The following is a 21,739-nucleotide window of genomic DNA, read 5'->3' as shown; positions in this document are numbered from 1 at the left end:
CCCCCACACTGCGCCAGCTGCGCCGGAACCTCGTCGTTCTCCAGCTCCCAGTCACCGTTGTCCTTGATCTTTGCCCGCGCCTCATGGACCTTGGGTGACCCGTCAGGGGCCACGTAGGAGTAACGGAAGCGCACTATGCCCTTTGCGCGGTCGGTCACGCTGCCCTGGCCGGACAGGCGATCGCCGACCAGGCTGATCTCGTCGACGTCGAGCTCCGCGCGTTGGGAGGCCGCGCGCAGGCGCACGAGCTCCGGACGCGTATCCGCGTCACCCAGATAGTTCAAATTCACGATCCCCGTGCCCAGGCGCGCCTGACCCCGCGTGATCGGCTCCTTGAAACGGATGTGATCCAACGCACCGCCACCCGGGGTCACCTCAGCCTCGAAGGTATCTCGGCGGTTGTCGCCCTGATAGGTGACCTTGACCTCGGCGCCCCGCGCCCGCGAGGTGATCGGCGCAAACACATCCAGGCGACGATCGCTACGCAACACCTGGGCACGCGAGACCCGGATCTTGGCCGGATGCAGATACCCCGCCGCCCCCGCGTCGCCACACGGACCGGGACCGACCGGCGGCACCGGCGGCGGCGGAGGGGGCGGAGGCGGCGGCTCCCCGCCGGGCGGGGGCGGCGGAGGAGGCAGCGGCCCGGGTGGGGGTGGGGGTGGAGGCGGCGGGACCCAGCGCCTGAGGCGCTCGTCGGGCAGCGGCAGTACCTCGACACCCTCGAGCGCGGCCGACATGAACGTCGCCCACATCGACGCGGGGACGGTGCCGCCGGTGATGGTGCGGTAGCCGAGGATCCCGCGCATCGGGGAGGGTTGCTCGTAGCCCATCCACACCGCGGTCGCGAGCTGGGGCGTGTAGCCCACGAACCACGCGTCCCGCCAGTCGTTGGTCGTACCCGTCTTGCCCGCGACGGGGCGGCCGATCCTTGCACCCGTACCGGTACCGCTCTCCACGACCTTCTGCAGCATCGTGGAGATCTGCCGGGCGATCTCGGGATCGAGCACCTCCTCGCACTGCGGCTCGTCGCGGATGACCACCTCACCCGTGCGGTCACGGACCTCGGTGATGGCCAGAGGCAGGCAGCGCACACCCTCGGCTGCGAAGGTGGCGAAGGCGGTGGCCATGTCGAGCGGGAACAGGTCCTGCGCCCCGAGCCCCAGCGAGCAGAACGGCTGCAGTGGCGTCCGGATACCGAGCTGGCTCGCCATGTCCACGACCGTCTGGGGACCGATCTCGGCGGTCAGCTTGGCGTGGTAGACGTTGCTGGACTTGCGGATGGCGTTGACCATGTCGAGCGTCCCACCACCACCACCGCCGTAGTTGACCGGCTTCCACGGCTCGCCCGGCGCCCCGCAGTCCTCGATGGTCTGCCCCGAGTGCGTGCTGGTGTGCCACGACGTCGGGATCCCCGCATCCAGCGCCGCGGCGAGCACGACCGGCTTGAACGACGATCCGACCTGCCGCCCCGACGAGCCCAGCCCGGGTACGAGCGCGTTGACCTTCGTCCTCGTGCACGGGTCCTCGTCCGGCGCGCAGTCGCCGAAGGTCTTCGGGCCGCCCGCCATCGCGAGGATCCGACCCGTGCCCGGCTGCATGCTGACGATCCCTGCGAGTGGGTCGGCGACGGGGTCGTCGAGGTTCTCGGTGATGGCGGCGTGCGCGTGGCCCTGGAGCACCGGATCGAGCGTGGTCTGGATGGTCAACCCGCCGCCGAAGAGCACGTTCGCCCGTTCCTCACGGGTCTCGCCCAGCGCGGGGTGCTCCAGGAGCAGCTTCTTGATGTACTCGAGGAAGAACGGGTGCTGTGGCGGTGGCAGAGGCTTCAGCTGCAGCCCCAGATCGGTGGCGATCGCGGCGTCGACCTCGTCGGCTTCGAGGTGGCCCAGTGCCCCCATCATGCGGAGCACGGCGTCGCGCACCTCGCGGGCACGCTCCGGGACCACGGTGGGGTCGAGCCCCTCGGGGGCGCGGATCAGACCGGCCAGGAGCGCCGACTCCGGGGCGTCGAGGTCACTCACGTTCTTCGAGAAGTAGAACTCCGCGGCCGTCGCGATGCCGTAGACCCCGTTGCCGAAGTACGCGAGATTCAGGTAGCGCTCGAGGATCTCGTCCTTGGTCAGCTCCGCCTCGAGTCGGGTGGAGGTGACGGCTTCGCGCAGCTTGCGCTCGAGGGTCCGATCGGGGGTCAGCAGGGTGTTCTTCACGTACTGCTGGGTGATGGTCGAGCCACCCTGCTCAACCCGGCCTTCGGCGACGTTGGCGACCAGGGCGCGGATGATGGCGTCGTGGTCGACGCCGCTGTGCTCGTAGAAGTCGGAGTCCTCGGCAGCCAGGACCGCGTCGCGGGTGACGTCCGGGATGGCGTCCAACGGCACCGTGATGCGGTTCTCGGGGCCGGCGAGGATCGCGATCTCGGAGCCGTCCGCGGCCAGGACCCGCGAGCGCACCGCGAGCGGCGAGAACTCCTCTGGCAGGGTGCCCATCTCGTCGAGCGTCTCGGACGCTGCTGCCAGCGTCTGGTCGACGGTGAGCAGCCCGGGCACGGTCGCCGTTCCCAGCAGCCCCGCGATGGCGATCACGGCGGCGAGCAGGCGCACGAGCGACACGGTGTCAGACCCCCAACCCGGGACGGCCGGGACAAGGTGTCACCGCGACGTGGCGCAGGGTGGCGGCAACCACCTCCATGCGGACGGGGGCCGGCGTCAGGGCTCGAGGATCCGGTCGCGGCCGAGGTAGGGCTGCAGCGGCTCGGGCACCGCGACCGCCCCGTCGGCGAGCTGGTGCGTCTCGACCAACGCGATGATCGTGCGACCGACCGCGAGCGCGGTGCCGTTGAGGGTGTGGACCAACTCGGTCTCGCCCTCGCCCCGCCGCACCCGGCACCGCAGCCGGCGCGCCTGGTAGTCGGTCGTGTTGGAGCACGAGGTCAGCTCGCGGTAGGCCTGCTGGCCCGGCAGCCACGCCTCGAGGTCGAACTTGCGCGCCGCCGACGCCCCGAGGTCACCCACCGGGATGTCCACCACCTGGTAGTGCAGGCCGAGCCCGGTCATCAACGCTTCTTCGATCGCGAGCAGACGCTCGTGCTCCTCCGTCGAGCGCTCGGGCTCGACGAACGAGAAGAGTTCGACCTTGTCGAACTGGTGGACCCGGAAGATGCCGCGCGTGTCCTTGCCGTAGGTACCCGCCTCCCGACGGAAGCAGGTCGAGAACCCGACGTACCGGATGGGGAGGGCCGCCGGATCGAGGATCTCTTCGAGGTGCAGCGCGGCGAGCGCCACCTCGGCGGTGCCGGTGAGGTAGAGGTCATCGCGCTCGTCGGTGCGGAACAGCTGCTGCTCGTCCGTCGGCAAGAACCCGGTGCCGTACATCGCCTCCTCACGCACGAGCACGGGCGGGACGACTGGGACGTGACCGTGCTCGACCGCCACGTCGATGGCGTAGCGGACCAGGGCGAACTCGAGCAGCGCACCGTCGCCCTTGAGGTAGGCGAACCGGGCACCGCTGACCTTCGCGCCCCGTTCGAGGTCGACGGCGCCCCGCGGCTCCATGAGGTCGACGTGGTCGCGTGGGTCGAAGTCGAACGCGGGCCGGTCGCCGACGGTCTTGATGACCACGCCCTCGCCCTCGCCGCCCTCGGGTGCAGCGGCGTCGGGGAGGTTGGGGATGCCGGCGAGCCGCGTCTCGAAGTCCGTCTCGACGCCGGCCAGCTCGGTCTCGAGCTGGGCGCCGCGGTCCTTCAGCTCGGCAGCCGCCTGGATCATGCCCGCGCGCTCGTCGGGCGACGCCTTGCCGATCGACTTCGACGCCGCGTTCTGCTCCGCGCGCGCACCCTCGACCGCGGCGATGAGCGAGCGTCGCCGCTCGTCGAGCTCGACGAGCTCGTCCACCTCGACGCGACCGATCCCCCGACGCGCCAGCGCAGCGGCCACGCGGTCGGGATCGTCACGGAGCAGGCGCACGTCGATCATCGGCTGGGCAGGCTACCCAGTGGTTAGGCTCGTCCTCGTCGACGGGAGGGCAGCGGAGGTGGACCCGGTCAAGTGGCGCGCCCCGAAGGCCCCTCCGCCCAAGGGGTTGCTCGCCCGCAACGACGCTCTCGCCGACCCCCAACTCTGGCCCACGGGAGGGCACGGCCCCGAGGACATCGCGGTCGACCCCGACGGCCGCATCTACACCGGGCTCGAGGACGGGCGCATCGTGCGCTGGTCGTCCGACGGCGAGGGTCCGGAGGTGTTCACCGACACCGGCGGCAAGCCCCACGGGCTCGACTTCGATCGCGACGGCAACCTCATCGTGTGCGACACGACGCGCGGGCTGCTCCGGGTGGATCACGGCGGTGCCGTCGAGGTGCTGTGCGCCACCTTCGAGGGCGAGCGGATCCGGTTCGCGAACAACCCGCACTGCGCGTCCGACAGCACCATCTACTGGAGCGACTCGACCACGCGGTGGGACTTCCAGGACTACCTGGGCGACTTCCTCGAGCACCGAAGGACCGGTCGGTTGTTCGCGACGAGGGACGGCGAGACGCGCCTGCTGCTCCGCGACCTCGCGTTCGCCAACGGCGTGACCATGGACCCCGACGAGACCTTCGTGCTCGTGGCCGAGACGTCCGAGTACCGCATCACCCGGCTGTGGCTCGCCGGCGATCGAGCCGGGCAGCGCGACACGTTCGCCGAGAACCTCCCCGGCTTCCCCGACAATCTCACCACCAGCGATGACGGCACGGTCTGGTGCGCGCTCGCCAACCCACGCGACACCCGGCTGGACCGGCTCGCGTCGTTCCCGCTGGTACGCAAGCTGGTGTGGAACCTGCCCGAGTCCCTCCGACCCGACGAGACCTTCTACGGCCACGTCCTCGCGTTCGACCGCGACGGTCGGCTGCTACGCAGCCTGCAGGATCCCGACGGCGGCTACGCCAAGATCACCGGTGTGCGCGAGCACGATGGCTGGCTCTACCTGGCGTCGATCGACCAGGACGCCCTGGCACGGGTCCGCCTGGAGGAGGTCCGCCCGACCTAGCCGATGCGGTCGCGCCACGCGGCGAGCCACGTCGCCGCCGACCGGTAGGCCTCGTCGTCAGCCGCGATGCGCGCAGCCTCATCCGTCCGTCGAGCGCCGGAGCGGCGGTACGACCCGAGGATCTTGACGTCTCGATGGGTGCGCTTCGCCGCCGCCAGCGCGTCGCCCACCCGCTCGTCGGCGAGGTGGCCCTCGACGTCGAGGAAGAAGCAGTAGTTGCCCAGCTCGGCCTTCGTCGGCCGCGACTCGATCTTGGTGAGGTTGAGGTCACGCTCGGCGAAGATCTCGAGCAACTGCAGCAGCGCCCCGGGCCGGTTCTCCTCGATGAACACGACCGTCGAGGTCTTGTCCCACCCCGTCGAGGGCGGGACGCGCTTGCCGACCACGACGAACCGGGTGGAGTTCCCGGGATGATCGGCGATGTTGCTGGCGAGGACCTCGAGGTCGTAGCGCTCCGCCGCGAGCGGGTTGACGATGGCGAGCTCGCCGTCAGCCAGTTGTTCGGCTGCCCGTGCGGTCGAAGCGGAGGCGATGCGCTCCGCGGACGGGGCGTTGTGCGTGAGCCAGCGTCGACACGCTGACAGCGCGACCGGATGCGAGCGCACGACGGTCGCGGTCGCCAGGGTCGTGCCCGCCCGCCCGGCACAGACGAGCGTCACCGGTAGCTCGAGTTCGGCCTCGATCAGCAGGTCGTGGTCGAAGGCCAAGGCGTCCAGCGTCGCCGTGACCGAACCCTCGAGCGTGTTCTCGATCGGGACGAGCCCGCGCTCGACCTCGCCCGACTCGACCGCCGCCAGCACATCGGTGATGTCGTCGCGCGGATCGAGCTCGTCCTCGCCTCCGGTGAGGAGGCGGGCGGCGGTTTCGGTGAACGTGCCCGCCGGACCGAGGTACGCGACCGTCACCGGCGCCGCTTCCCGGGCTTGCTGGGGGCGCCGGGCGGCTTGCCGGTCGCGGCCGCCTCGAGCGCCGCGAGCTCCTCCGGCGAGAGGTTGTACTCGGAATCGCCGGCGCGGATCGGCTTGGCGTAGGTCCGGGTCTCGGTGCGACCGTTGATGGCGCTGATCACGACCCCGTCGAGGTGCTCATCGAGGAGGGCGGCCGAGAACGACAGCGCCCCGCCCATGTCGGCGAACGCGTCGTACCTCACCACACCGACCCTCGAGAGGGTGCCGCGGAGCAGCTCACGCAGGTGCTCGGTGTTGTCGTGCACGACGACGACGTCCTGACGCAGCGCCCCGAGGTCCCGTTGCTGTCGCGCGACCGCTTCCAGGACGCTCTCGCCGGGGCGCAGGGCGGCGTCGTGTGCCCGGTGCAGTCGCTGCAGTCGTGCGGACAGCAGCACCACGATCGCGATCAACAGCAGGATCAGGATCAGGGCGACGACGACCAGGATGCTGAGCGTGCCGTCGGACAGCGTCACCCGCCACCTCGTCTCGAAGACTCGACATCTCGCGCCACGGAGCCGTGGCGCCGCGAGCCTACCGGCGTCCTACGATCGCCCGCATGGACCACGACGACCTGTACCTCGACCCGACCCGGCCGGCACGCACGGGCGAGCCAGAGGTCGTGTTCGCCCAGGGTAAGACCCCCGACCAGTGCGTCCGCGCGGTCACCTCGCTACTCGCCAGCACCGAGACGCCCGTCCTCGCGACACGGGTCTCTGCCGAGCACGTCGTGGCGTTGCGGTCCGCGATCCCCGATGCGCGCGTCGACGAGGTCGGGCGTGTAGTCGTTGCCCGTGCGGAACCAGGGCCGCCCACCGCGACGGTGGCGGTGGTGAGTGCCGGGACCTCCGACCTGCCGGTGGCCCGGGAGTGCGCGACCGTCCTCGAGGCGTTCGCGATCAAGGCCGACGTCATCACCGACGTCGGCGTGGCCGGCGTCCACCGGGTCCTGTCCGCGCGGGACCGGCTGGCCGATGCCGACGTGGTCGTCGTGGTGGCGGGGATGGAGGGCGCCCTGCCGTCAGTGGTCGGCGGACTCGTGGACCGTCCCATCATCGCGGTCCCCACGAGCGTGGGGTACGGCGCGGCGTTCGAGGGCCTGGCCGCACTCCTGGGGATGCTGACGTCGTGCGCCCCGGGGATCGCCGTGGTGAACATCGACAACGGGTTCGGGGCGGCGATGGTGGCCCGGCGCATCCTGCGGACGCGAGCATGAGGGTCGCGTACGTCGACGCGGCCTCCGGAGCCTCCGGCGACATGTGGCTGGGGGCCCTGGTCGGTGCCGGGGCGTCCATCGAGGCCATCCAGGCGGCGGTCGATGCCCTCGGGGCCGGCGCCGTGCGCCTGTCCGTGGCACGGGTGAGGCGAGCGGGGGTGGCCGCGACCGCGGTCCGGGTCCACGCCCCCGAGGACGCCCCGCCCGCACGTACGTGGCACGACATCCGCACGATGCTCGCCGACGCAGACCTGCCGGAGCAGGTCCGGACCCGGGCGCGCGACGCGTTCGAACGCCTCGCGCGTGCCGAGGCAGCGGTGCACGACGTCGACGTCGACGCGATCGAGTTCCACGAGGTCGGCTCGCTCGATGCCATCGCGGACATCCTGGGGACGTGCGCCGGTGTCGTCGATCTCGGCCTCGAACGCCTCACCTGCGGACCCATCGCCGTCGGAAGCGGCACGGTCGAGACGATGCACGGCACGCTGCCGGTGCCGCCCCCGGCCGTGACGCAACTGCTGCGCGACCGCGTCGTCACCGGCGGCCCGGCCGGCCACGAGCTCACGACGCCGACGGGCGCGGCGCTCCTCGCGGAGCTGACCAGGCCCGTGGCCGCGATGCCGACGCTGCGACTCGAGGCCGTCGGGGTGGGAGCGGGCGGCCGGGACCTCGAGCACCCCAACGTTCTGCGCCTGCTCGTCGGTACCGAGCAGCACACGACGGTGATCCTCGAGGCCACCGTCGACGACCTCAGCCCCGAACTCGTCCCCATCGTCCTCGATCGGTTGCGCGAGGCGGGGGCGCACGACGCTTGGGCGACGCCCGTCCTCATGAAGAAGGGGCGGCCGGGCTACACCCTGTCGGCGCTGGGAGATCAGGCCGACCTCGGCCGGCTCCAGTCCGTGCTCTTCCGCGAGTCGACGACCATCGGGGCGCGCTGGTACCCGGTGAGCAAGCGTGCGCTCGACCGCGAGTGGATCGAGGTCGAGATCGACGGCCACGCGGTCCGCGTGAAGGTCGCTCGCGACGGCGACGTGGTGGTCAACGTGGCGCCGGAGGCTGACGACGTGCGCGCGGCCGCAGATGCGACCGGGCGTCCCGCTCGTGAGATCGCCGCCGAAGCGACCTCCCGCGCGCGTGCTCGTGGCCTAGACTCCCGCGGAACCTGACCCCCTGACCGAGGCAGCAACCGTGCGAGCGTCACGCGTCGCCGTGCTCGCGGTGGTGGTCCTCGGCTACTTGCTGCTCCTCGTGCTCCCGGCGTTCGGCCAGGATGGCGGCGAGACGATACGCGGCACGCTGCGGGCAGGTCCCGATCCCGTCGAGGGCGCCTTCATCACCGTCGAGACGACCGACGGCGAGCCCGTCGGCGAGACGACGACCGACGAGAGCGGGAACTGGAGCGTCCCGGTGCCGGAGCCGGGGACGTACGTGGTCTCGGTCGACCCCGAGACCCTCCCCGAGGGGTTCACCGTCCGCGACGACGAGTTCTCCAAGGAAGCCGAGGTCGCGGCCGGCCAATCGCGCGGGGTGCTGTTCCCGCTCGAGGGTGGGGAGGCCGGCGGCGGGATCGGGACCATCCAGAGGTTCCTGAACCTGGCACTGAACGGGATCAAGCTCGGCTCGATCATCGCCATGGTTTCGATCGGCCTGTCGCTCATCTTCGGTATCACCGGGCTGGTGAACTTCGCACACGGCGAGCTGGTGAGCATCGGGGCGATCACCGCGTGGCTGTTCAACGTGGGCTGGCTCCGCTTACCCCTGATCCTCGCGACGGTCATCGCTCTCGTGATCGGTGGCGCCACGGGCGCCGCGCTGGAGTACGGGCTGTTCCGACCCCTCCGGCGGCGCAAGACCGGGCTGATCGCGCTCCTGGTGATCACGATCGGCCTCAGCTTCTTCATCCGACACGTCATCCAGATGTACTTCGGGGTGAACCCCCAGCGGTACCGCGAGTACGCCATCCAGACGACCCCGTTGACGATCGGGCCGTTCAGCCTCGCGCCCCGCGACTGGGCGGTGATCGCCCTGTCGCTGCTGGTCCTGGGGGCGGTCGGTCTGTTGCTGCAGGGCACAAAGCTGGGCACCGCGATGCGGGCGGTCGCGGACAACCGTGACCTCGCCGAGTCGTCGGGTATCGACGTGAAGAAGGTCATCCTCGCTACCTGGGTCGCCGGCGGCGCGCTCGCCGCCCTGGGAGGCGTCTTCCAGGGCCTCACCACCGCGGCGGTGTCGTTCGACATGGGCTTCGCGCTGCTGCTGCTGATGTTCGCCGGTGTGATCGTCGGGGGGATCGGAACCGCGTACGGGGCGATGGTCGGCGGATTGATCGTCGGGCTGGCTTCCGAGGTGAGCACGTTCTGGTTCTCGGTCGAGTTGAAGCTCGTGTTCGCCTTCCTCGTGCTGGTGATCGTCCTGCTGGTCCGGCCGCAGGGGCTGCTGGGTCGCAAGGAGAGGATCGGCTGATGGACGTCGTGCAGGTGATCGTCGACGCACTCCGATCCGCCATCGGGGTCAACGGGGCGGTGTTCGCGCTCGCAGCCGTCGGTCTCAACCTCCACTTCGGGTACACGGGCCTGCTCAACTTCGGTCACGTCGCGTTCCTGATGGTCGGCGCGTACGGGACCGCGCTCGTCGCCACCGACAACTCTTCCTTCGAGGTCTTCGGACTGGTCACGGTCGGATCGGGATCGCTGTTCGTCGGCGTGGTCGTCGGCATGGGCCTCGCCGTCCTGCTCGCCCTGATGCTGGGCCTTCCGACGCTGCGCCTGCGTGCGGACTACCTCGCGATCGTCACCATCGCGATCTCCGAGATCCTGAGGTTGCTGTTCCGCTCGGGGGTAGCCCAACCGGTTACGCGCGGGGTGTTCGGGGTGCAGAAGTACTCCGACGGCTTCTACCTCAACAACCCCTTCGACAGCGGTTTCTCGGTGCTCGGCAGGTCGCTGTTCAGCCCCAACGCCATCTGGGTCGTGCTGGTCACGTGGCTGCTCGTGCTCGTCACGAGCCTGTTCATGTGGCAGCTCACGCGCAGCCCGTGGGGCCGGGTCATCCGCTCGATCCGCGAGGACGAGGACGCGGCGCGCAGCCTGGGCAAGAACGTGTTCAGCTACAAGATGCAGAGCCTGATCGTGGGCGGCGTCATCGGTGGGCTCGCGGGATCCATGCGCGCCCTGTCGCAACAGAGCATCAACCCGGACTCGTTCCTGCCGATCTTCACGTTCTTCGTCTACGCCGTGCTGATCCTGGGCGGCCCGGGCACGATCCTGGGCCCGATCGTGGGGGCCATCATCTTCTGGTTCCTCATCCAGGGCATCGAGGGGGTGCTCCGAGAGGGGGTCGGCCACGGCTGGATACCGGCCTGGCTCGTGCCACCGGAACAGATCCCCGCGGTGCGCTTCGCGTTGGTGGGTCTGGGCCTGATGCTGCTGATGGCCTTCCGACCGCAAGGCATCTTCGGGAGCCGCGAGGAGATGCTGCTCGATGCCTGACACCGCCGCTCCGCTCGCTGGCGTCGCTCCTGAGCCGGGCGTCCCCAAGCCGGATCCGATCCTGGTCGTCGACAAGGTGCGCCGCTCGTTCGGTGGTCTGGTCGCGGTCGACGTGGACCACCTCGAGATCCAGCGCGGCATCATCACGGCGCTGATCGGCCCCAACGGGGCGGGCAAGACGACGTTCTTCAACCTGATGACCGCGTTCGACACGCCCGACCGCGGCACGTGGGAGTTCAACGGCCGCGCGATGTCACGGATGCCCGCACACAGGGTCGCGCACGCGGGGATGGTGCGGACGTTCCAGCTCACGAAGTCGCTGTCGAGGATGAACGTGCTCGACAACATGAAGCTGGGGGCGCCGAAGAACCCCGGCGAGCGCTTCCTCGGCTCGCTCTTCCCGCCGCTGTGGCGCCGTTACGAGGACGACACCGAGGTGAGAGCCGACGAGCTGCTCCAACGCTTCCAGCTCGATCACATGCGGGGCGAGTACGCGGGGACCCTGTCGGGCGGGCAGCGCAAGCTGCTCGAGATGGCCCGTGCGCTGATGGTCGGCCCCGAGCTGGTGATGCTCGACGAACCGATGGCCGGCGTGAACCCCGTGCTGACGCAGTCGCTGCTGGGACATGTGCAGTCCCTGCGCGACGAGGGGATGAGCATTGTCTTCGTCGAGCACGACATGGACGTCGTGCAGGAGATCAGCGACTGGGTCGTGTGCATGGCCGAGGGCCGGATCATCGCGGAGGGCCCGCCGGGATCCATCGCCGGCAACCCCGCGGTCATCGACGCCTACCTCGGCGGCGAGCACGGTGAGAAAGCCACCGCCGACCCGGGCGTTGCGGCCACGGCGATGGAGGAGGAGGACGGGGCATGAGCGACCACGAGCTGCTGCTCGAGGCCAAGGGCATCGTCGCCGGCTACATCCCCGGGGTCGACATCCTCCGAGGCTGCGAGCTCGAACTCGGTCGGGGCGAGCTGGTGGGGATCATCGGGCCCAACGGTGCCGGCAAATCGACGCTCGTCAAGGCGCTGTTCGGCCTCGTCAGCATCCGCGAGGGGTCCGTCTCGCTCGATGGCCAGGACATCACCAGCCTCGAGGCGCACGAGCTGGTCGCCCACGGTGTCGGGTACGTCCCGCAGTCGGCGAACGTGTTCCCGAGCCTGACCATCGAGGAGAACCTCGAGATGGGTGCGTACCTGCGCCCCGAGCTGTTTGAGGATCGTTTCACGTACGTCGCCGACCTGTTCCCGCTGCTGGCCGACCGTCGTAAGCAACGAGCTGGCTCGTTGTCGGGGGGCGAGCGCCAGATGGTCGCGATGGGTCGGGCGCTGATGACCGATCCCACCGTCCTGCTGCTCGATGAGCCGTCCGCGGGATTGTCGCCGGGGAACATGGACGAGGTCTTCACGCGCGTCCGCGACATCAACGCGACCGGCGTGAGCATCATCATGGTGGAGCAGAACGCCCGCCGGTGCCTGCAGATCTGCGATCGTGGGTACGTGCTCGACCAGGGCCAGAACGCCTACACCGGCACCGGAGAGGAACTGCTCCACGACGCCAAGGTCATCGATCTCTACCTTGGCACGCTCGCGCAGGTCGACTGATCTTGGCGACGGCGCATCCGCGCCGTCGATCCAGCGTGTCGAGATCCACCCGCGCGCGAGAGCGCGGTCTCGCGCCCTCGGGGCGCATGGGGACCAGGGCCTCGGCCCCGTGCGCGCAGGTCGCACACCGCCCGGAAGTCCGGTTCCTGCGCTGCTAACCCGGCGTAGAGTTCCGCGCTCGCCACATCCACACCGGCCGGGAGGGACGCCGTGGCGCAGAAGAAGGCGGCGAAGAAGGCCGCGCCCAAGAAGGCCGCTTCGAAGAAGGCCGCCAGCAAGAAGGCGGGTTCCAAGAAGGCGGCTCCGAAGAAGGCGGCGAAGCCAGCCGTCGAGAAGGTCGGTCCGAAGAAGGCGGCCAGCAAGAAGGCCGCCACGCCGACCAAGAAGGAGGCATCCGGGGCAGGACGCGCCGCCAAGGCGTCCGACGTCAAGGGCGCTTCCGCCAAGCCCGGGCCGAAGGAAGCCGCCCCGCAGAAGTCGGCTCCACGCAAGCCGGTGGCCAGGAAGGCATCGGGGCGGGGCAGGTAGACCTCGCCGCTCGTGGTCGCCGTATGGTGACCCGGTTGCGAAGGGCACAGCAGAAGGGCCCGGCGCTCGCGCCGGGCCCTTCCGTGTGATGCGTGACTCAGCCGACGTCGACCGTGTCGAGCGTGGCCACCTCGCCGTCGCGGAACTCCCACACCTCGTAGGTGCCCGCGGCGGGCTCGCCCTCGTCGACCCACTCGCCGGGCCCGGAGGCACCGTCGTAGTCGGGGTCGCCGCCGGCGTCGATGACCTCCTTGCAGGAGGCGAAGTCGATGCAGGCCTCACCGTCCCTCGTGATGCCAACCATGTTGTTGTGGAACACGGTCGGGTCATCGCTGCCTGCCTCCTGCGCCGCCAGCGAGATGATGATCGCGCAGTCGTAGGCGTGCGCCGAGAAGATCTGCGGCGTGTCCGGCGGGGCGAACTCGGTGAACGCCGTCTGGAAGGCCTCCGAGCCCTGCGAGGAGGGAGCGGTGCCCTTCATGCCGTTCAGCGCTGCCGGGTCGCCCGGGGCGACGCTCTCGATGACGGAGTTGTCCTGCATGCCGTCAGCGGTGTACATCTGATCGGCAGCGATACCGCCCTCGAGCAGGCCCTGGATGATCGGCGTCCCGGTCTCCGGGAAGCTGATGAGCGCCACGGCGTCGGGGGAGGCATCCACGACCGTCTGCACGTCCGCGGAGAAGTCGGCACCCGCGGGGTCGTAGGCGACGTTGGCGACGATGGTTGCACCGCCAGCGGTGAGCGATTCCTCGAGGAAGCCGGCGAAGCCCTGACCGTACTCGTCGTTCAGCGCGACGATCGCGACGTTGGCGTGTCCATCACCGAGGATGACGTCAGCGAGCGCTGGGCCCTGGAGGTTGTCCGGGGGCGCCGTGCGGAAGTAGAAGCCCGGCACGTCCGTCTCGTGGGTCGTCAGTGACGAACCCGTGTTGGACGGCGAGCACTCGACGATGCCGGCACCGGTCACCTTGTCGATGATCGACAGCGTGACCCGGGACGACGCGGCACCGATCAGCGCATCGACGTTCTCGGACTGCACGAGACGATCGACGGTGTCGTTGGCGACGTCCTCGTTGGTGCCCGAGTCACCTTCGGCGAGCTCGACGTTGGTGTCCAGCACGCCGCCGGCCTCGTTGATCTGCGAGACGGCGAGCTTGACGGCTTCGATCATCGCCGGGCCGAGGACCGCGAGGTCACCGGTCTGCGGCAGGACCGTGCCGATCTTGAGCGTGCCGTCGACGTTGGCACCCGTCTCGAGCGCGGTCTCGGTCGCGGTGGGCTCGGCCGTCATGTCGTCGGTCGGGGTCTCGGTGCCGGTGGCCGTCGGATCGGTGACGGCATCGTCATCGCCACCGCAAGCGGTGGCGAGGAGCGCCGCGGCACCGACGGCCGCGAGCACGCGGAGCCATCTGTTGCGCTGCATGGGTTCTCCCCTGTCATGGTGGATAGTTCCCGGGTGGGAGGGGTTCCCTCCGTCCGTGCGAGACGCATCCTACGACAACGGTAGGAGGCTGGCTACTCGGGTTACGCTCGCCGCCTCCCGGGAGGGATGCTGTGAGCGAGCTACTGCTGTTCCACTGCACCGCAGGCGCCGACGAGCCCGAACGGGCCACGGTGCCGCTCATCGCCGCGAGCGTCGCCGCGGCGAGCGGCCAGCGCGCCACCGTCGTGTGCACCCTGGACGCGGTCTGGTTCGGAACCCCCGACGGCGCTGAGGGCGTGACGGCCCCGCAGATGCCACCTCTGTCCGATCTGGTGGACGCGTTCCTCGCGAGCGGAGGCGAGCTGTGGCTCTGCTCCGCATGCACCACGCCCCGCGACATCGACGAGGGCGACCTGCGCGAGGGGGCGGTGATCGTGGGCGCCGCACGCATCGTCGAGGCGATCATCGCGGGTGCGCGGTCGATCACTCTGACCTGACGATCACCGCCGCGCGAGCCAGTCGTCGAGCGGCTCGCCGGTCAGGCGCTCGAATACCTCGAGGTACTTCTCGCGCGTCCGCGTGACGATGTCGTCGGGGAGCTCGGGAGCGGGCGGCGTCTTGTCCCAGCCGGTCGAGGCGGCGTAGTCGCGAACGAACTGCTTGTCGAAGCTGGGAGGGTTGCTACCGGGCTGCCACGCGTCAGCGGGCCAGTAGCGCGACGAGTCCGGCGTCATGACCTCGTCCGCCAACACGATGTCGCCGTCGAGCAGGCCGAACTCGAACTTGGTGTCGGCCAGGATGATGCCGCGGTCGCGAGCGAGATCGTTGCCAGCCTCGTACAGCTGCAGCGACAGGTCACGGAGCTGCTTCGCGAGAGCATCTCCCAGGTCGTCGACCATGCGCTCGAACGACACGTTCTCGTCGTGGCCTTCCTCGGCCTTGGTCGCGGGCGTGAAGATCGGCTCGTCGAGGCGACTCGCCTCCTGTAGTCCCTCCGGCAGCGTGATGCCGCAGACCGACCCGTCGCGCTGGTACTCCTTCCAGCCGGAGCCGACGAGGTAGCCGCGAACGACGCACTCGAACGGCACGATGTCGACCCGGCGGGTGAGCATCGTGCGACCGCGGAGGAAGTCGGCGTGGGGCTGCGCCTCTGCCGGCAGGTCTGCCAGACGGGTCGACAGGAGGTGGTTGGGCACGATGTCCCCGGTCCGATCGAACCAGAACGCGGCGACCCCGGTCAGGACCCTGCCCTTGTCCGGGATGGGCGTGGGGTGGACCACGTCGTAGGTCGAGACGCGGTCGGAGGCGACCAGGAGGAGCCGGTCGGCCCCGGCGTCGTAGAGATCGCGGACCTTGCCGGAACGGACGTGGCTGAGGCCTTCGAGCGCCAAGAGGAACTCCATCGCAGCGGGTGGCGCGAGCTTACCTACGAGCGCTGGCCCGGTTCGAGGCTGATGACCTTCAGCGCCCCGTAGCGCGCTGCCAGCTCCCGTTCGCGACGCTCGCGCTCGCGGCGCTGCGCCTCGCGACGGCGCTTGCGTAGGATGCTCAGCTTCCCCACGGTGGCGGCCCTCTGCTCGGTCACCATCACCAACGCTCGAGGTCGGGTTCGGTTACGGTGTCACCGTGGCCACCCCGGCCGCGCGCCCCACGCCGGGAACCACCGGATACGGGGGTTACGGGCAACAGGCGGGACGCGCGACCCGTCCCAGCCCCCCAGAACCACCGGATACGGGGGTTACGGGCAACAGGCGGGGCGCTAGTCGACCTGGAAGCCGAGCTTGCGATCGGAGGCAGGGCCCTCGCCGGCCTGCTCGGCCTTGTGATCGGCGAGCTTGCTGGCGAGCTCGTCGTCGGACAGTGCGAGGATCTGGATGGCGAGCAGCGCCGCGTTCTTGGCGTTGTCGATCCCCACCGTCGCGACCGGCACGCCGGAGGGCATCTGCACGATCGAGTAGAGGGCGTCGGCGCCACCGAGGTGATCGGACAGGCACGGGACGCCGATGACGGGCAGGGTCGTGTGAGCCGCCACGACTCCGGGGAGGTGGGCGGCGCGCCCCGCCCCCGCGATCAGCACGCGGTAGCCGTTCTCGGCCGCGCTGGACGCCCACTCCGACACCGTGCGCGGCTGACGGTGTGCCGACATGACGTCGATGGTGTGCTCGACGCCGAACTCCTCGAGCAGCTTCGCCGCCTTCTCCATCACCGGCATATCGGTCTTCGAACCCATGACGATGCCGACCTGAGCCTGGGTCATCCTGCTACCTCCTGTGCGATGTCGTTGCGTCGATGCTGGCCGGGCCAGCGGATGTGGTCAGCCGCCTCGTAGGCGGTCGCACGAGCCGATGCGACGTCGAGCCCCCGGCCCGTGACGGCGAGGACACGACCACCGGCGGTGACGATGTCGCCATCCTCACGGCGCGTCCCAGCGTGGAAGACCGTCGCGCCGGCGACCCCTCCGGCGTCGTCGAGACCGTCGATGCGGCGCCCGGTCTCGTACGCCTCGGGGTACCCGCCGGAGGCGAGCACGACCGTGACGAACGCGTCCTCGTGCGTGTCGATGTGAAGGCCCGAGACGTCGCCGTCGGCCGCGGTGCGCAGCACCTCGCCGAAGTCACCGGCGATACGCGGGACCACGACCTGCGTCTCGGGATCGCCGAACCGGCAGTTGAACTCCAGGACCTGTGGGCCGGTCGCGGTCAGGACCAGACCGGCGTAGAGCAGGCCGTGGTACGGCGTCCCGCGCTCCGCGAGCTCCGCGAGCACGGGGCGGAAGACGAGGTCGACCAGAGCGGCTGGCTCCGGGAGATCCTGGAGGGGTGTGTAGGCACCCATGCCGCCGGTGTTGGGCCCCCCGTCGCCATCGAGAGCGCGCTTGAAGTCGCGGGACGGGGACAGGAGCACGACCTCGCGGCCGGCGGCGATGCCGAAGACGGAGGCCTCCGGGCCGTCGAGGTACTCCTCTATGACGACCCGCGAACCCGCCTCGCCGAACTGCTGGTGCACGATCGCGTCGTCCACGGCCCGGTGGGCCTCGTCCAGCGTGGGGCAGATGCGCACCCCCTTGCCCGCCGCGAGCCCGTCGGCCTTCACGACGTAGGGTGGCGCGTACCCCTCGAGCGTCTCCTTCGCCGCCGCGGCATCGGTGAAGGCGCCGTACGACCCCGTCGGGACGCCCGCCGCCGCCATCACGTCCTTGGCGTACGCCTTGGAGCCCTCGATGCGGGCCGCGTCCGCGGAAGGACCGAACACGGGGATCGCGCGACGTCGCAACTCGTCGGCGACGCCCGCCACGAGCGGTGCCTCCGGTCCGATGACGACGAGGTCAGCGCCCCGGCGTTCGGCGAGTCCGGCGACCTCGTGTGGGGACGTGGTGTCGATGGGGTGGGTCGGGCCGAGCTGGTCCGTCCCGGCGTTCCCCGGTGCCGTCTCGACGCTGGTGACCGATGCGCTGGTGGCCAGCCGCCAGGCGAGGGCGTGTTCGCGCCCCCCACCGCCCACGACCAGGACACGCACCTGGGACTCCTCAGCTCGACAGGCCGACCGGCGCAGCGACCCGTTCGAGCGTCTGCGACCGCTTGGGGCCGACCGACACCCACGAGACCGGGACCCTCCCCTGGTCCTCGATGAACTCGACGAGAGACCGAGCTTCCGGCGGCAGCTGCTCGTAGGTCTGCACCTCGGTGATGTCGGTGCGCCAACCGGGCAGGTCGACGTACACCGGCTCGGCGTGGTGGAAGATGGTCTGGTGAGGCGGGAAGTGCTCGTACTGCTCGCCCTCGTACCGGTAGGCGACGGCGACCCGGATGGTGTCGAACTCGCTCAGGACGTCGAGCTTGGTGAGGAAGATGTCCGTGAGACCGTTGACCCGCGTCGCGTAGCGAGCGAGGACCCCGTCGAACCATCCGACCCGGCGACGCCGGCCGGTCGTCGTGCCGTACTCACCGCCGGTGCGTACCATCCGCTCGGCGATGTCGCCGTCGAGTTCGGTGGGGAAGGGCCCCGACCCCACGCGCGTGATGTAGGCCTTGGTGATCCCGATCACGCGGTCGACGTGGCGAGGCCCGATGCCCGCGCCCGTCAGCGCCCCGCCCGCAACCGGGTTGGATGACGTCACGAAGGGGTAGGTGCCGTGGTCGAGGTCGAGCAGCGTGCCCTGGGCTCCCTCGAGGATGACGCCGCGTCCGGCTTCGAGCGCCTCGTGGATCAGCGCGGTCGTGTCGGCCAGCTGGTCCCGGAGGCTGTCGGCGTAGCCGAGGTACTCGTCGGCGATCTCGGTCGCGTCCATCGGCAGCCGGTTGTACAGCCGTGACAGCATCTGGTTCTTGAGCTCGAGGGCGGCCTCGAGCTTCTGGCGGAAGATGTTCTCGTCGAACAGGTCCTGGAAGCGCAGCCCCACCCGTGCGGCCTTGTCGGCGTAGGCGGGGCCGATGCCGCGCTTGGTCGTGCCGAGCTTGGCACTGCCGAGCCGCCGTTCGATGAGCAGATCGAGCTCGCGATGGTAGGGCATGATCAGGTGCGCGTTGCCGCTGACGCGCAGGCGTCGGCTCGCGTCGATCCCCTTCGCGTCGAGCTCCTCGAGCTCGTGCAGCAGGACCGCGGGGTCGACGACCACGCCGTCGCCGATGATCGGCGTGACGTGGGGGTAGAGCACTCCCGAGGGGATGAGGTGCAGCTTGAAGACCTCGTCACCCACGATGACGGTGTGGCCGGCGTTGTTGCCGCCCTGGTAGCGCACGACGAGATCGGTCTGGTCGGCCAGCAGGTCGGTGGCCTTTCCCTTGCCCTCGTCGCCCCACTGGGCTCCGACGATGATGGTCGCGGGCACGAACGGACCTTCTGACCTGGTGGCTGACGGGCGGGGCGACGGAGCGACTCGAGTGGAGCGTAACGGAGCCGCACATCCGCCTGCGAACGGGCAGGGACCGGCCATCCCGACGTCGAAACCCTCCTCGGCAGGAGGGGAGAGCCCGGATGACGCTGCGTCGCACGGTCGCGACCGTCGCTGCGGCGCTCGCTGCGGCCGCCAGCCTGGCTGCCGTCCCGCCCGCAGCCGATCCGTGGGCGTGGACGCTGGATGGCCGCGACTGCTCGCTCATCGCCCCGGTCCCCGCCGAGGTGATGGAGACGATGCCGGTCGAGACCGGGCCCTGCCCGGGGGTCCGACCCGGCGCCCGCGTGGTCATCGGCGGCGGCGGCTGCACCATGAACTTCCTGTTCGAGGGGTGGCGCATCGTCAAGGATAAGAGGGTCTTCGCCGGGCGCTACATCGGCACCGCCGGGCACTGCGTGTTCGACGAGGGCGCGGACAACGTCGAGCAGACGTGGTCAGCCAGCTCCGGCCCGGTGGCCCGCGACGCGGCCGGCAACCGCATCGGCAGCGTGGTGTACGCCATCCTCAAGGACCCCAAGGACTTCGCGCTCATCCGCCTGGACAGCGGCGTCGAAGCCAGTGCCCAGATGTGCCACTGGGGCGGGCCGGTCAGCCTCAGTCGCGACATCGTCAAGCAGCCCGTCACGCTCCGCCAGAGCGGCCAGGGCGACATCTACGGCTCGACCATCCCGGGCCGCACCCACTGGGCCGGGTCGATGGCCAGCAGCGACCACGTGTTCGCAACGGGGCCAGCGATCTACGGCGATTCCGGCAGCCCCGTGATCACCCAGGACGGCAAAGCCGTGGGCGTACTGGTCGGCGGTGGCGTATTCACGAGCGTCCGGACGGATGCCGTGGACGCGGGAATCATCTCGATCACCCGCCTGGGGCCGCAGGCCGACCGCGCCCAGTCGAAGCTCGGGCTCGTGGATCTGTTCCTGCAGACCGCCCCGCTCGCGAACGTCGACGACGGGGTGTGACCGTCACCGCTCCAGTCGGAACCTGATGCGGATGTGGGTGTGGTACTCGGCGATGTCGCCGTCCTTGACGACCGCTGACGTGTCGAGGACGTGGAAGCCCTCGATCCCCCGGATCGTCTTCGCCGCCTCGTCGAGCGCCTGAGCCGCAGCGTCCCGCCACGACTCGTTCGACACCCCCACGAGGTCGATGGTCTTGATGACCGCCATGTTGCCCTCCCGTCAGGACCCCTCGGTGCCGTTGTAGACGTCGATGAAGCGCTTGAAGTTGGCACCGATGGCCGCCGTGGCTTCCTCACGCGTCTTGTCACCCGCGAGGTGCGCCTTGACCTCGTCGGACCAGATGGAGCGACCGATGGCGAAGCCGTTGTAGCCGTCGACCGGGGCTCCCATCCGCAGCCAGTGGTCCACCCGCTCGGTGTCGGCGCCCCGCCCGAGCACGACCGCGATGACGCCATCACGCCCGTCGCGACGGATCGTCTCGGCGAGCTTCTCGCAGTCCTCCTGGCGGTCGAGACCCTCGATCTTCCAGATGTCGGGCTCGACGCCGGCAGCCTGGATCTGCTCGATCGTCTGGATGGTGATCTCGGGCCGCACCTCACGGTCGTAGCGGTCCTTGTCGCCGCCCACGCGTTCCAGGTCGGCATCGGTCGCGGGGACGAGCAGCTCGAACAGGTACTTGCGGTCGTTGTCGTGCAGCCACTCGCCGAGGCGCTTCAACCGCGGGCCTTGCTCGTCCTTCTCCTCCTGGGGATCGCCGGGGTTCCAGCGCACCAGCACCTTCGAGAAGGTTGGGTCGAAGTCCTCGATGTGCTTGCCGAAGTCCTCGCCGTACTCGAAGTCGAAGACCGGCTGGCCCGACTTCTCGACCGGCATCGCGAACTGGATGCCCTGGTCCTTGGCGGAGCGGGCGATGTCGGCACCCATCTCCTCGTCGACGAGGATGCCGGCGGCGTCCCTCGGAACGCCCTGGTCGAGGGCGGCCTGGAAGCCCTCGAAGACGATCCGCTTGGCGTCGCGGAGCTTGGCGTACTCGTCATCGGTGGGGTCACCCGTCACGCCGAACATCTTCTTGAAGCTGCCGCGGTGGTCGAACGCGAGGATGAACAGGCGGCCGTCGTAGCCCAGCGTCATGGTCGTCGTCTCCTGGTGGGTCGCGACATCAGCTCGAGCCCCAGCCTAGTGGGCCGTGCTCCTAGGCTCGGGCCGATGGGAGGTGGGCAGGTGGCACGGACGCGCATCAGCATGACCGGCGACGAGCTCGACACCTTCCTGCGCGAGCAGCGGGTGATGCGCATCGCGACGGTCGACGAGGACGGCTGGCCGGCGGTGGTGCCGGTGTGGTTCTGGTGGGACGGCGAGGTCATCTGGGTCTACAACCTCGATCGCGCCAAACGCACGGCCCGACTCGAGGCCGGGACCAGGGTGGCGTTCGTGGTGGACGACGGCGTCGAGTACGGCGAGCTGCGGGGCGTGACGGGGCGGGTCGATCACGCGTTCCTCGACGAGGACGACGTGCGGGACGTGGTGCGCCAGGGCATCGGGGACAAGTACCTCGGAGGCCAGGCGATGCCGCGTCACGACGATCACACCTGGCTGCGCCTCACGCCCCGCGGCGGCGTCAACACGTGGGACTTCCGCAAGCTGTGAGGGG

23 protein-coding genes are annotated in these 21,739 nt (G+C 69.9%); 11 read left to right on the top strand and 12 right to left on the bottom strand.

Annotated elements, in window-relative coordinates:
* Both KY469_09515 and serS read right to left on the bottom strand, forming a co-directional pair.
* Nucleotides 1–2,612: transglycosylase domain-containing protein (locus KY469_09515; GenBank protein MBW3663323.1), on the bottom strand; the 2,612-nt coding region annotated here is incomplete at its 3' end.
* A gap of 96 nt (nucleotides 2,613–2,708) precedes the next feature.
* A complete protein-coding gene (gene serS / locus KY469_09510; protein ID MBW3663322.1) occupies nucleotides 2,709–3,974 on the bottom strand; it encodes a serine--tRNA ligase in 1,266 nt (421 codons plus the stop codon).
* Nucleotides 3,975–4,032: 58 nt separating this feature from the next.
* Between serS and KY469_09505 the strand changes: the two genes are divergently transcribed.
* The gene (locus KY469_09505) at nucleotides 4,033–5,025 is read left to right on the top strand and encodes an SMP-30/gluconolactonase/LRE family protein (GenBank protein ID MBW3663321.1); all 993 of its coding nucleotides are present in this window, start codon (nucleotides 4,033–4,035) and stop codon (nucleotides 5,023–5,025) included.
* Here the strand turns inward: KY469_09505 and pheA are convergent.
* Both pheA and KY469_09495 read right to left on the bottom strand, forming a co-directional pair.
* Nucleotides 5,022–5,930 carry a prephenate dehydratase gene (pheA, locus tag KY469_09500; GenBank protein ID MBW3663320.1) on the bottom strand — a complete coding sequence of 303 codons (909 nt, stop codon included), beginning with the start codon at nucleotides 5,928–5,930 and terminating at the stop codon, nucleotides 5,022–5,024. The two genes, KY469_09505 and pheA, sit on opposite strands and share 4 nt — an antisense overlap.
* Nucleotides 5,927–6,448 carry a DUF4446 family protein gene (locus tag KY469_09495; protein ID MBW3663319.1) on the bottom strand — a complete coding sequence of 174 codons (522 nt, stop codon included), beginning with the start codon at nucleotides 6,446–6,448 and terminating at the stop codon, nucleotides 5,927–5,929. Before KY469_09495 ends, pheA begins: the two co-directional genes overlap by 4 nt.
* A gap of 83 nt (nucleotides 6,449–6,531) precedes the next feature.
* Between KY469_09495 and larB the strand changes: the two genes are divergently transcribed.
* The 7 genes from larB (at nucleotide 6,532) to KY469_09460 (ending at nucleotide 12,812) form a co-directional block, all read left to right on the top strand.
* On the top strand, nucleotides 6,532–7,188 hold the full coding sequence (gene larB, locus KY469_09490; GenBank protein ID MBW3663318.1) for a nickel pincer cofactor biosynthesis protein LarB: 657 nt from the start codon (nucleotides 6,532–6,534) through the stop codon (nucleotides 7,186–7,188).
* Nucleotides 7,185–8,357, top strand: a complete 1,173-nt coding sequence (gene larC / locus KY469_09485; GenBank protein MBW3663317.1) for a nickel pincer cofactor biosynthesis protein LarC — start codon at nucleotides 7,185–7,187, stop codon at nucleotides 8,355–8,357. Before larB ends, larC begins: the two co-directional genes overlap by 4 nt.
* A gap of 22 nt (nucleotides 8,358–8,379) precedes the next feature.
* The gene (locus KY469_09480; GenBank protein ID MBW3663316.1) at nucleotides 8,380–9,654 is read left to right on the top strand and encodes a branched-chain amino acid ABC transporter permease; all 1,275 of its coding nucleotides are present in this window, start codon (nucleotides 8,380–8,382) and stop codon (nucleotides 9,652–9,654) included.
* The gene (locus tag KY469_09475) at nucleotides 9,654–10,679 is read left to right on the top strand and encodes a branched-chain amino acid ABC transporter permease (GenBank protein MBW3663315.1); all 1,026 of its coding nucleotides are present in this window, start codon (nucleotides 9,654–9,656) and stop codon (nucleotides 10,677–10,679) included. Before KY469_09480 ends, KY469_09475 begins: the two co-directional genes overlap by 1 nt.
* Nucleotides 10,672–11,553 carry an ABC transporter ATP-binding protein gene (locus KY469_09470; GenBank protein ID MBW3663314.1) on the top strand — a complete coding sequence of 294 codons (882 nt, stop codon included), beginning with the start codon at nucleotides 10,672–10,674 and terminating at the stop codon, nucleotides 11,551–11,553. Before KY469_09475 ends, KY469_09470 begins: the two co-directional genes overlap by 8 nt.
* Nucleotides 11,550–12,284, top strand: coding sequence for an ABC transporter ATP-binding protein (locus KY469_09465; GenBank protein ID MBW3663313.1), 735 nt, complete (start codon nucleotides 11,550–11,552; stop codon nucleotides 12,282–12,284). Before KY469_09470 ends, KY469_09465 begins: the two co-directional genes overlap by 4 nt.
* A 210-nt stretch (nucleotides 12,285–12,494) precedes the next feature.
* The gene (locus KY469_09460) at nucleotides 12,495–12,812 is read left to right on the top strand and encodes a hypothetical protein (protein ID MBW3663312.1); all 318 of its coding nucleotides are present in this window, start codon (nucleotides 12,495–12,497) and stop codon (nucleotides 12,810–12,812) included.
* A 97-nt stretch (nucleotides 12,813–12,909) separates the two neighbouring features.
* On the opposite strand, the gene KY469_09455 is transcribed toward KY469_09460, so the two are convergent.
* Nucleotides 12,910–14,235, bottom strand: a complete 1,326-nt coding sequence (locus KY469_09455) for an ABC transporter substrate-binding protein (GenBank protein ID MBW3663311.1) — start codon at nucleotides 14,233–14,235, stop codon at nucleotides 12,910–12,912.
* Between the two features lie 131 nt (nucleotides 14,236–14,366).
* Between KY469_09455 and KY469_09450 the strand changes: the two genes are divergently transcribed.
* Entirely contained in the window at nucleotides 14,367–14,732 is a 366-nt protein-coding gene (locus KY469_09450) for a DsrE family protein (protein MBW3663310.1), read from the top strand.
* Between the two features lie 3 nt (nucleotides 14,733–14,735).
* On the opposite strand, the gene KY469_09445 is transcribed toward KY469_09450, so the two are convergent.
* From KY469_09445 to KY469_09425, 5 genes are all read right to left on the bottom strand, one after another.
* On the bottom strand, nucleotides 14,736–15,638 hold the full coding sequence (locus tag KY469_09445) for a phosphoribosylaminoimidazolesuccinocarboxamide synthase (GenBank protein ID MBW3663309.1): 903 nt from the start codon (nucleotides 15,636–15,638) through the stop codon (nucleotides 14,736–14,738).
* Nucleotides 15,639–15,661: 23 nt separating this feature from the next.
* The gene (locus tag KY469_09440) at nucleotides 15,662–15,820 is read right to left on the bottom strand and encodes a hypothetical protein (GenBank protein MBW3663308.1); all 159 of its coding nucleotides are present in this window, start codon (nucleotides 15,818–15,820) and stop codon (nucleotides 15,662–15,664) included.
* Between the two features lie 174 nt (nucleotides 15,821–15,994).
* Nucleotides 15,995–16,492, bottom strand: a complete 498-nt coding sequence (purE, locus tag KY469_09435) for a 5-(carboxyamino)imidazole ribonucleotide mutase (protein ID MBW3663307.1) — start codon at nucleotides 16,490–16,492, stop codon at nucleotides 15,995–15,997.
* Entirely contained in the window at nucleotides 16,489–17,751 is a 1,263-nt protein-coding gene (gene purD, locus KY469_09430; GenBank protein MBW3663306.1) for a phosphoribosylamine--glycine ligase, read from the bottom strand. Before purD ends, purE begins: the two co-directional genes overlap by 4 nt.
* A 10-nt stretch (nucleotides 17,752–17,761) precedes the next feature.
* Nucleotides 17,762–19,063 (bottom strand): adenylosuccinate synthase, encoded by a 1,302-nt coding sequence (locus tag KY469_09425; protein MBW3663305.1) that lies wholly within the window; start codon nucleotides 19,061–19,063, stop codon nucleotides 17,762–17,764.
* A 146-nt stretch (nucleotides 19,064–19,209) separates the two neighbouring features.
* Between KY469_09425 and KY469_09420 the strand changes: the two genes are divergently transcribed.
* Nucleotides 19,210–20,088 carry a serine protease gene (locus KY469_09420; GenBank protein ID MBW3663304.1) on the top strand — a complete coding sequence of 293 codons (879 nt, stop codon included), beginning with the start codon at nucleotides 19,210–19,212 and terminating at the stop codon, nucleotides 20,086–20,088.
* A 3-nt stretch (nucleotides 20,089–20,091) separates the two neighbouring features.
* On the opposite strand, the gene KY469_09415 is transcribed toward KY469_09420, so the two are convergent.
* Together KY469_09415 and KY469_09410 are read right to left on the bottom strand one after the other, a co-directional pair.
* Nucleotides 20,092–20,295 carry a dodecin family protein gene (locus tag KY469_09415; GenBank protein ID MBW3663303.1) on the bottom strand — a complete coding sequence of 68 codons (204 nt, stop codon included), beginning with the start codon at nucleotides 20,293–20,295 and terminating at the stop codon, nucleotides 20,092–20,094.
* Nucleotides 20,296–20,307: 12 nt separating this feature from the next.
* Nucleotides 20,308–21,219, bottom strand: coding sequence for a DUF2090 domain-containing protein (locus tag KY469_09410; GenBank protein ID MBW3663302.1), 912 nt, complete (start codon nucleotides 21,217–21,219; stop codon nucleotides 20,308–20,310).
* Between the two features lie 75 nt (nucleotides 21,220–21,294).
* Here KY469_09410 and KY469_09405 point away from each other — a divergent pair, with 75 nt between their 5' ends.
* On the top strand, nucleotides 21,295–21,735 hold the full coding sequence (locus KY469_09405) for a pyridoxamine 5'-phosphate oxidase family protein (GenBank protein ID MBW3663301.1): 441 nt from the start codon (nucleotides 21,295–21,297) through the stop codon (nucleotides 21,733–21,735).
* Nucleotides 21,736–21,739 lie beyond the last annotated feature (4 nt).

Source organism: Actinomycetota bacterium, assembly GCA_019347575.1.
GTDB lineage: Bacteria > Actinomycetota > Nitriliruptoria > Nitriliruptorales > Nitriliruptoraceae > JAHWKY01.
The sequence above is the reverse complement of the archived record's forward strand: the minus strand, read 5'-3'. Positions and strand labels throughout refer to the sequence as shown.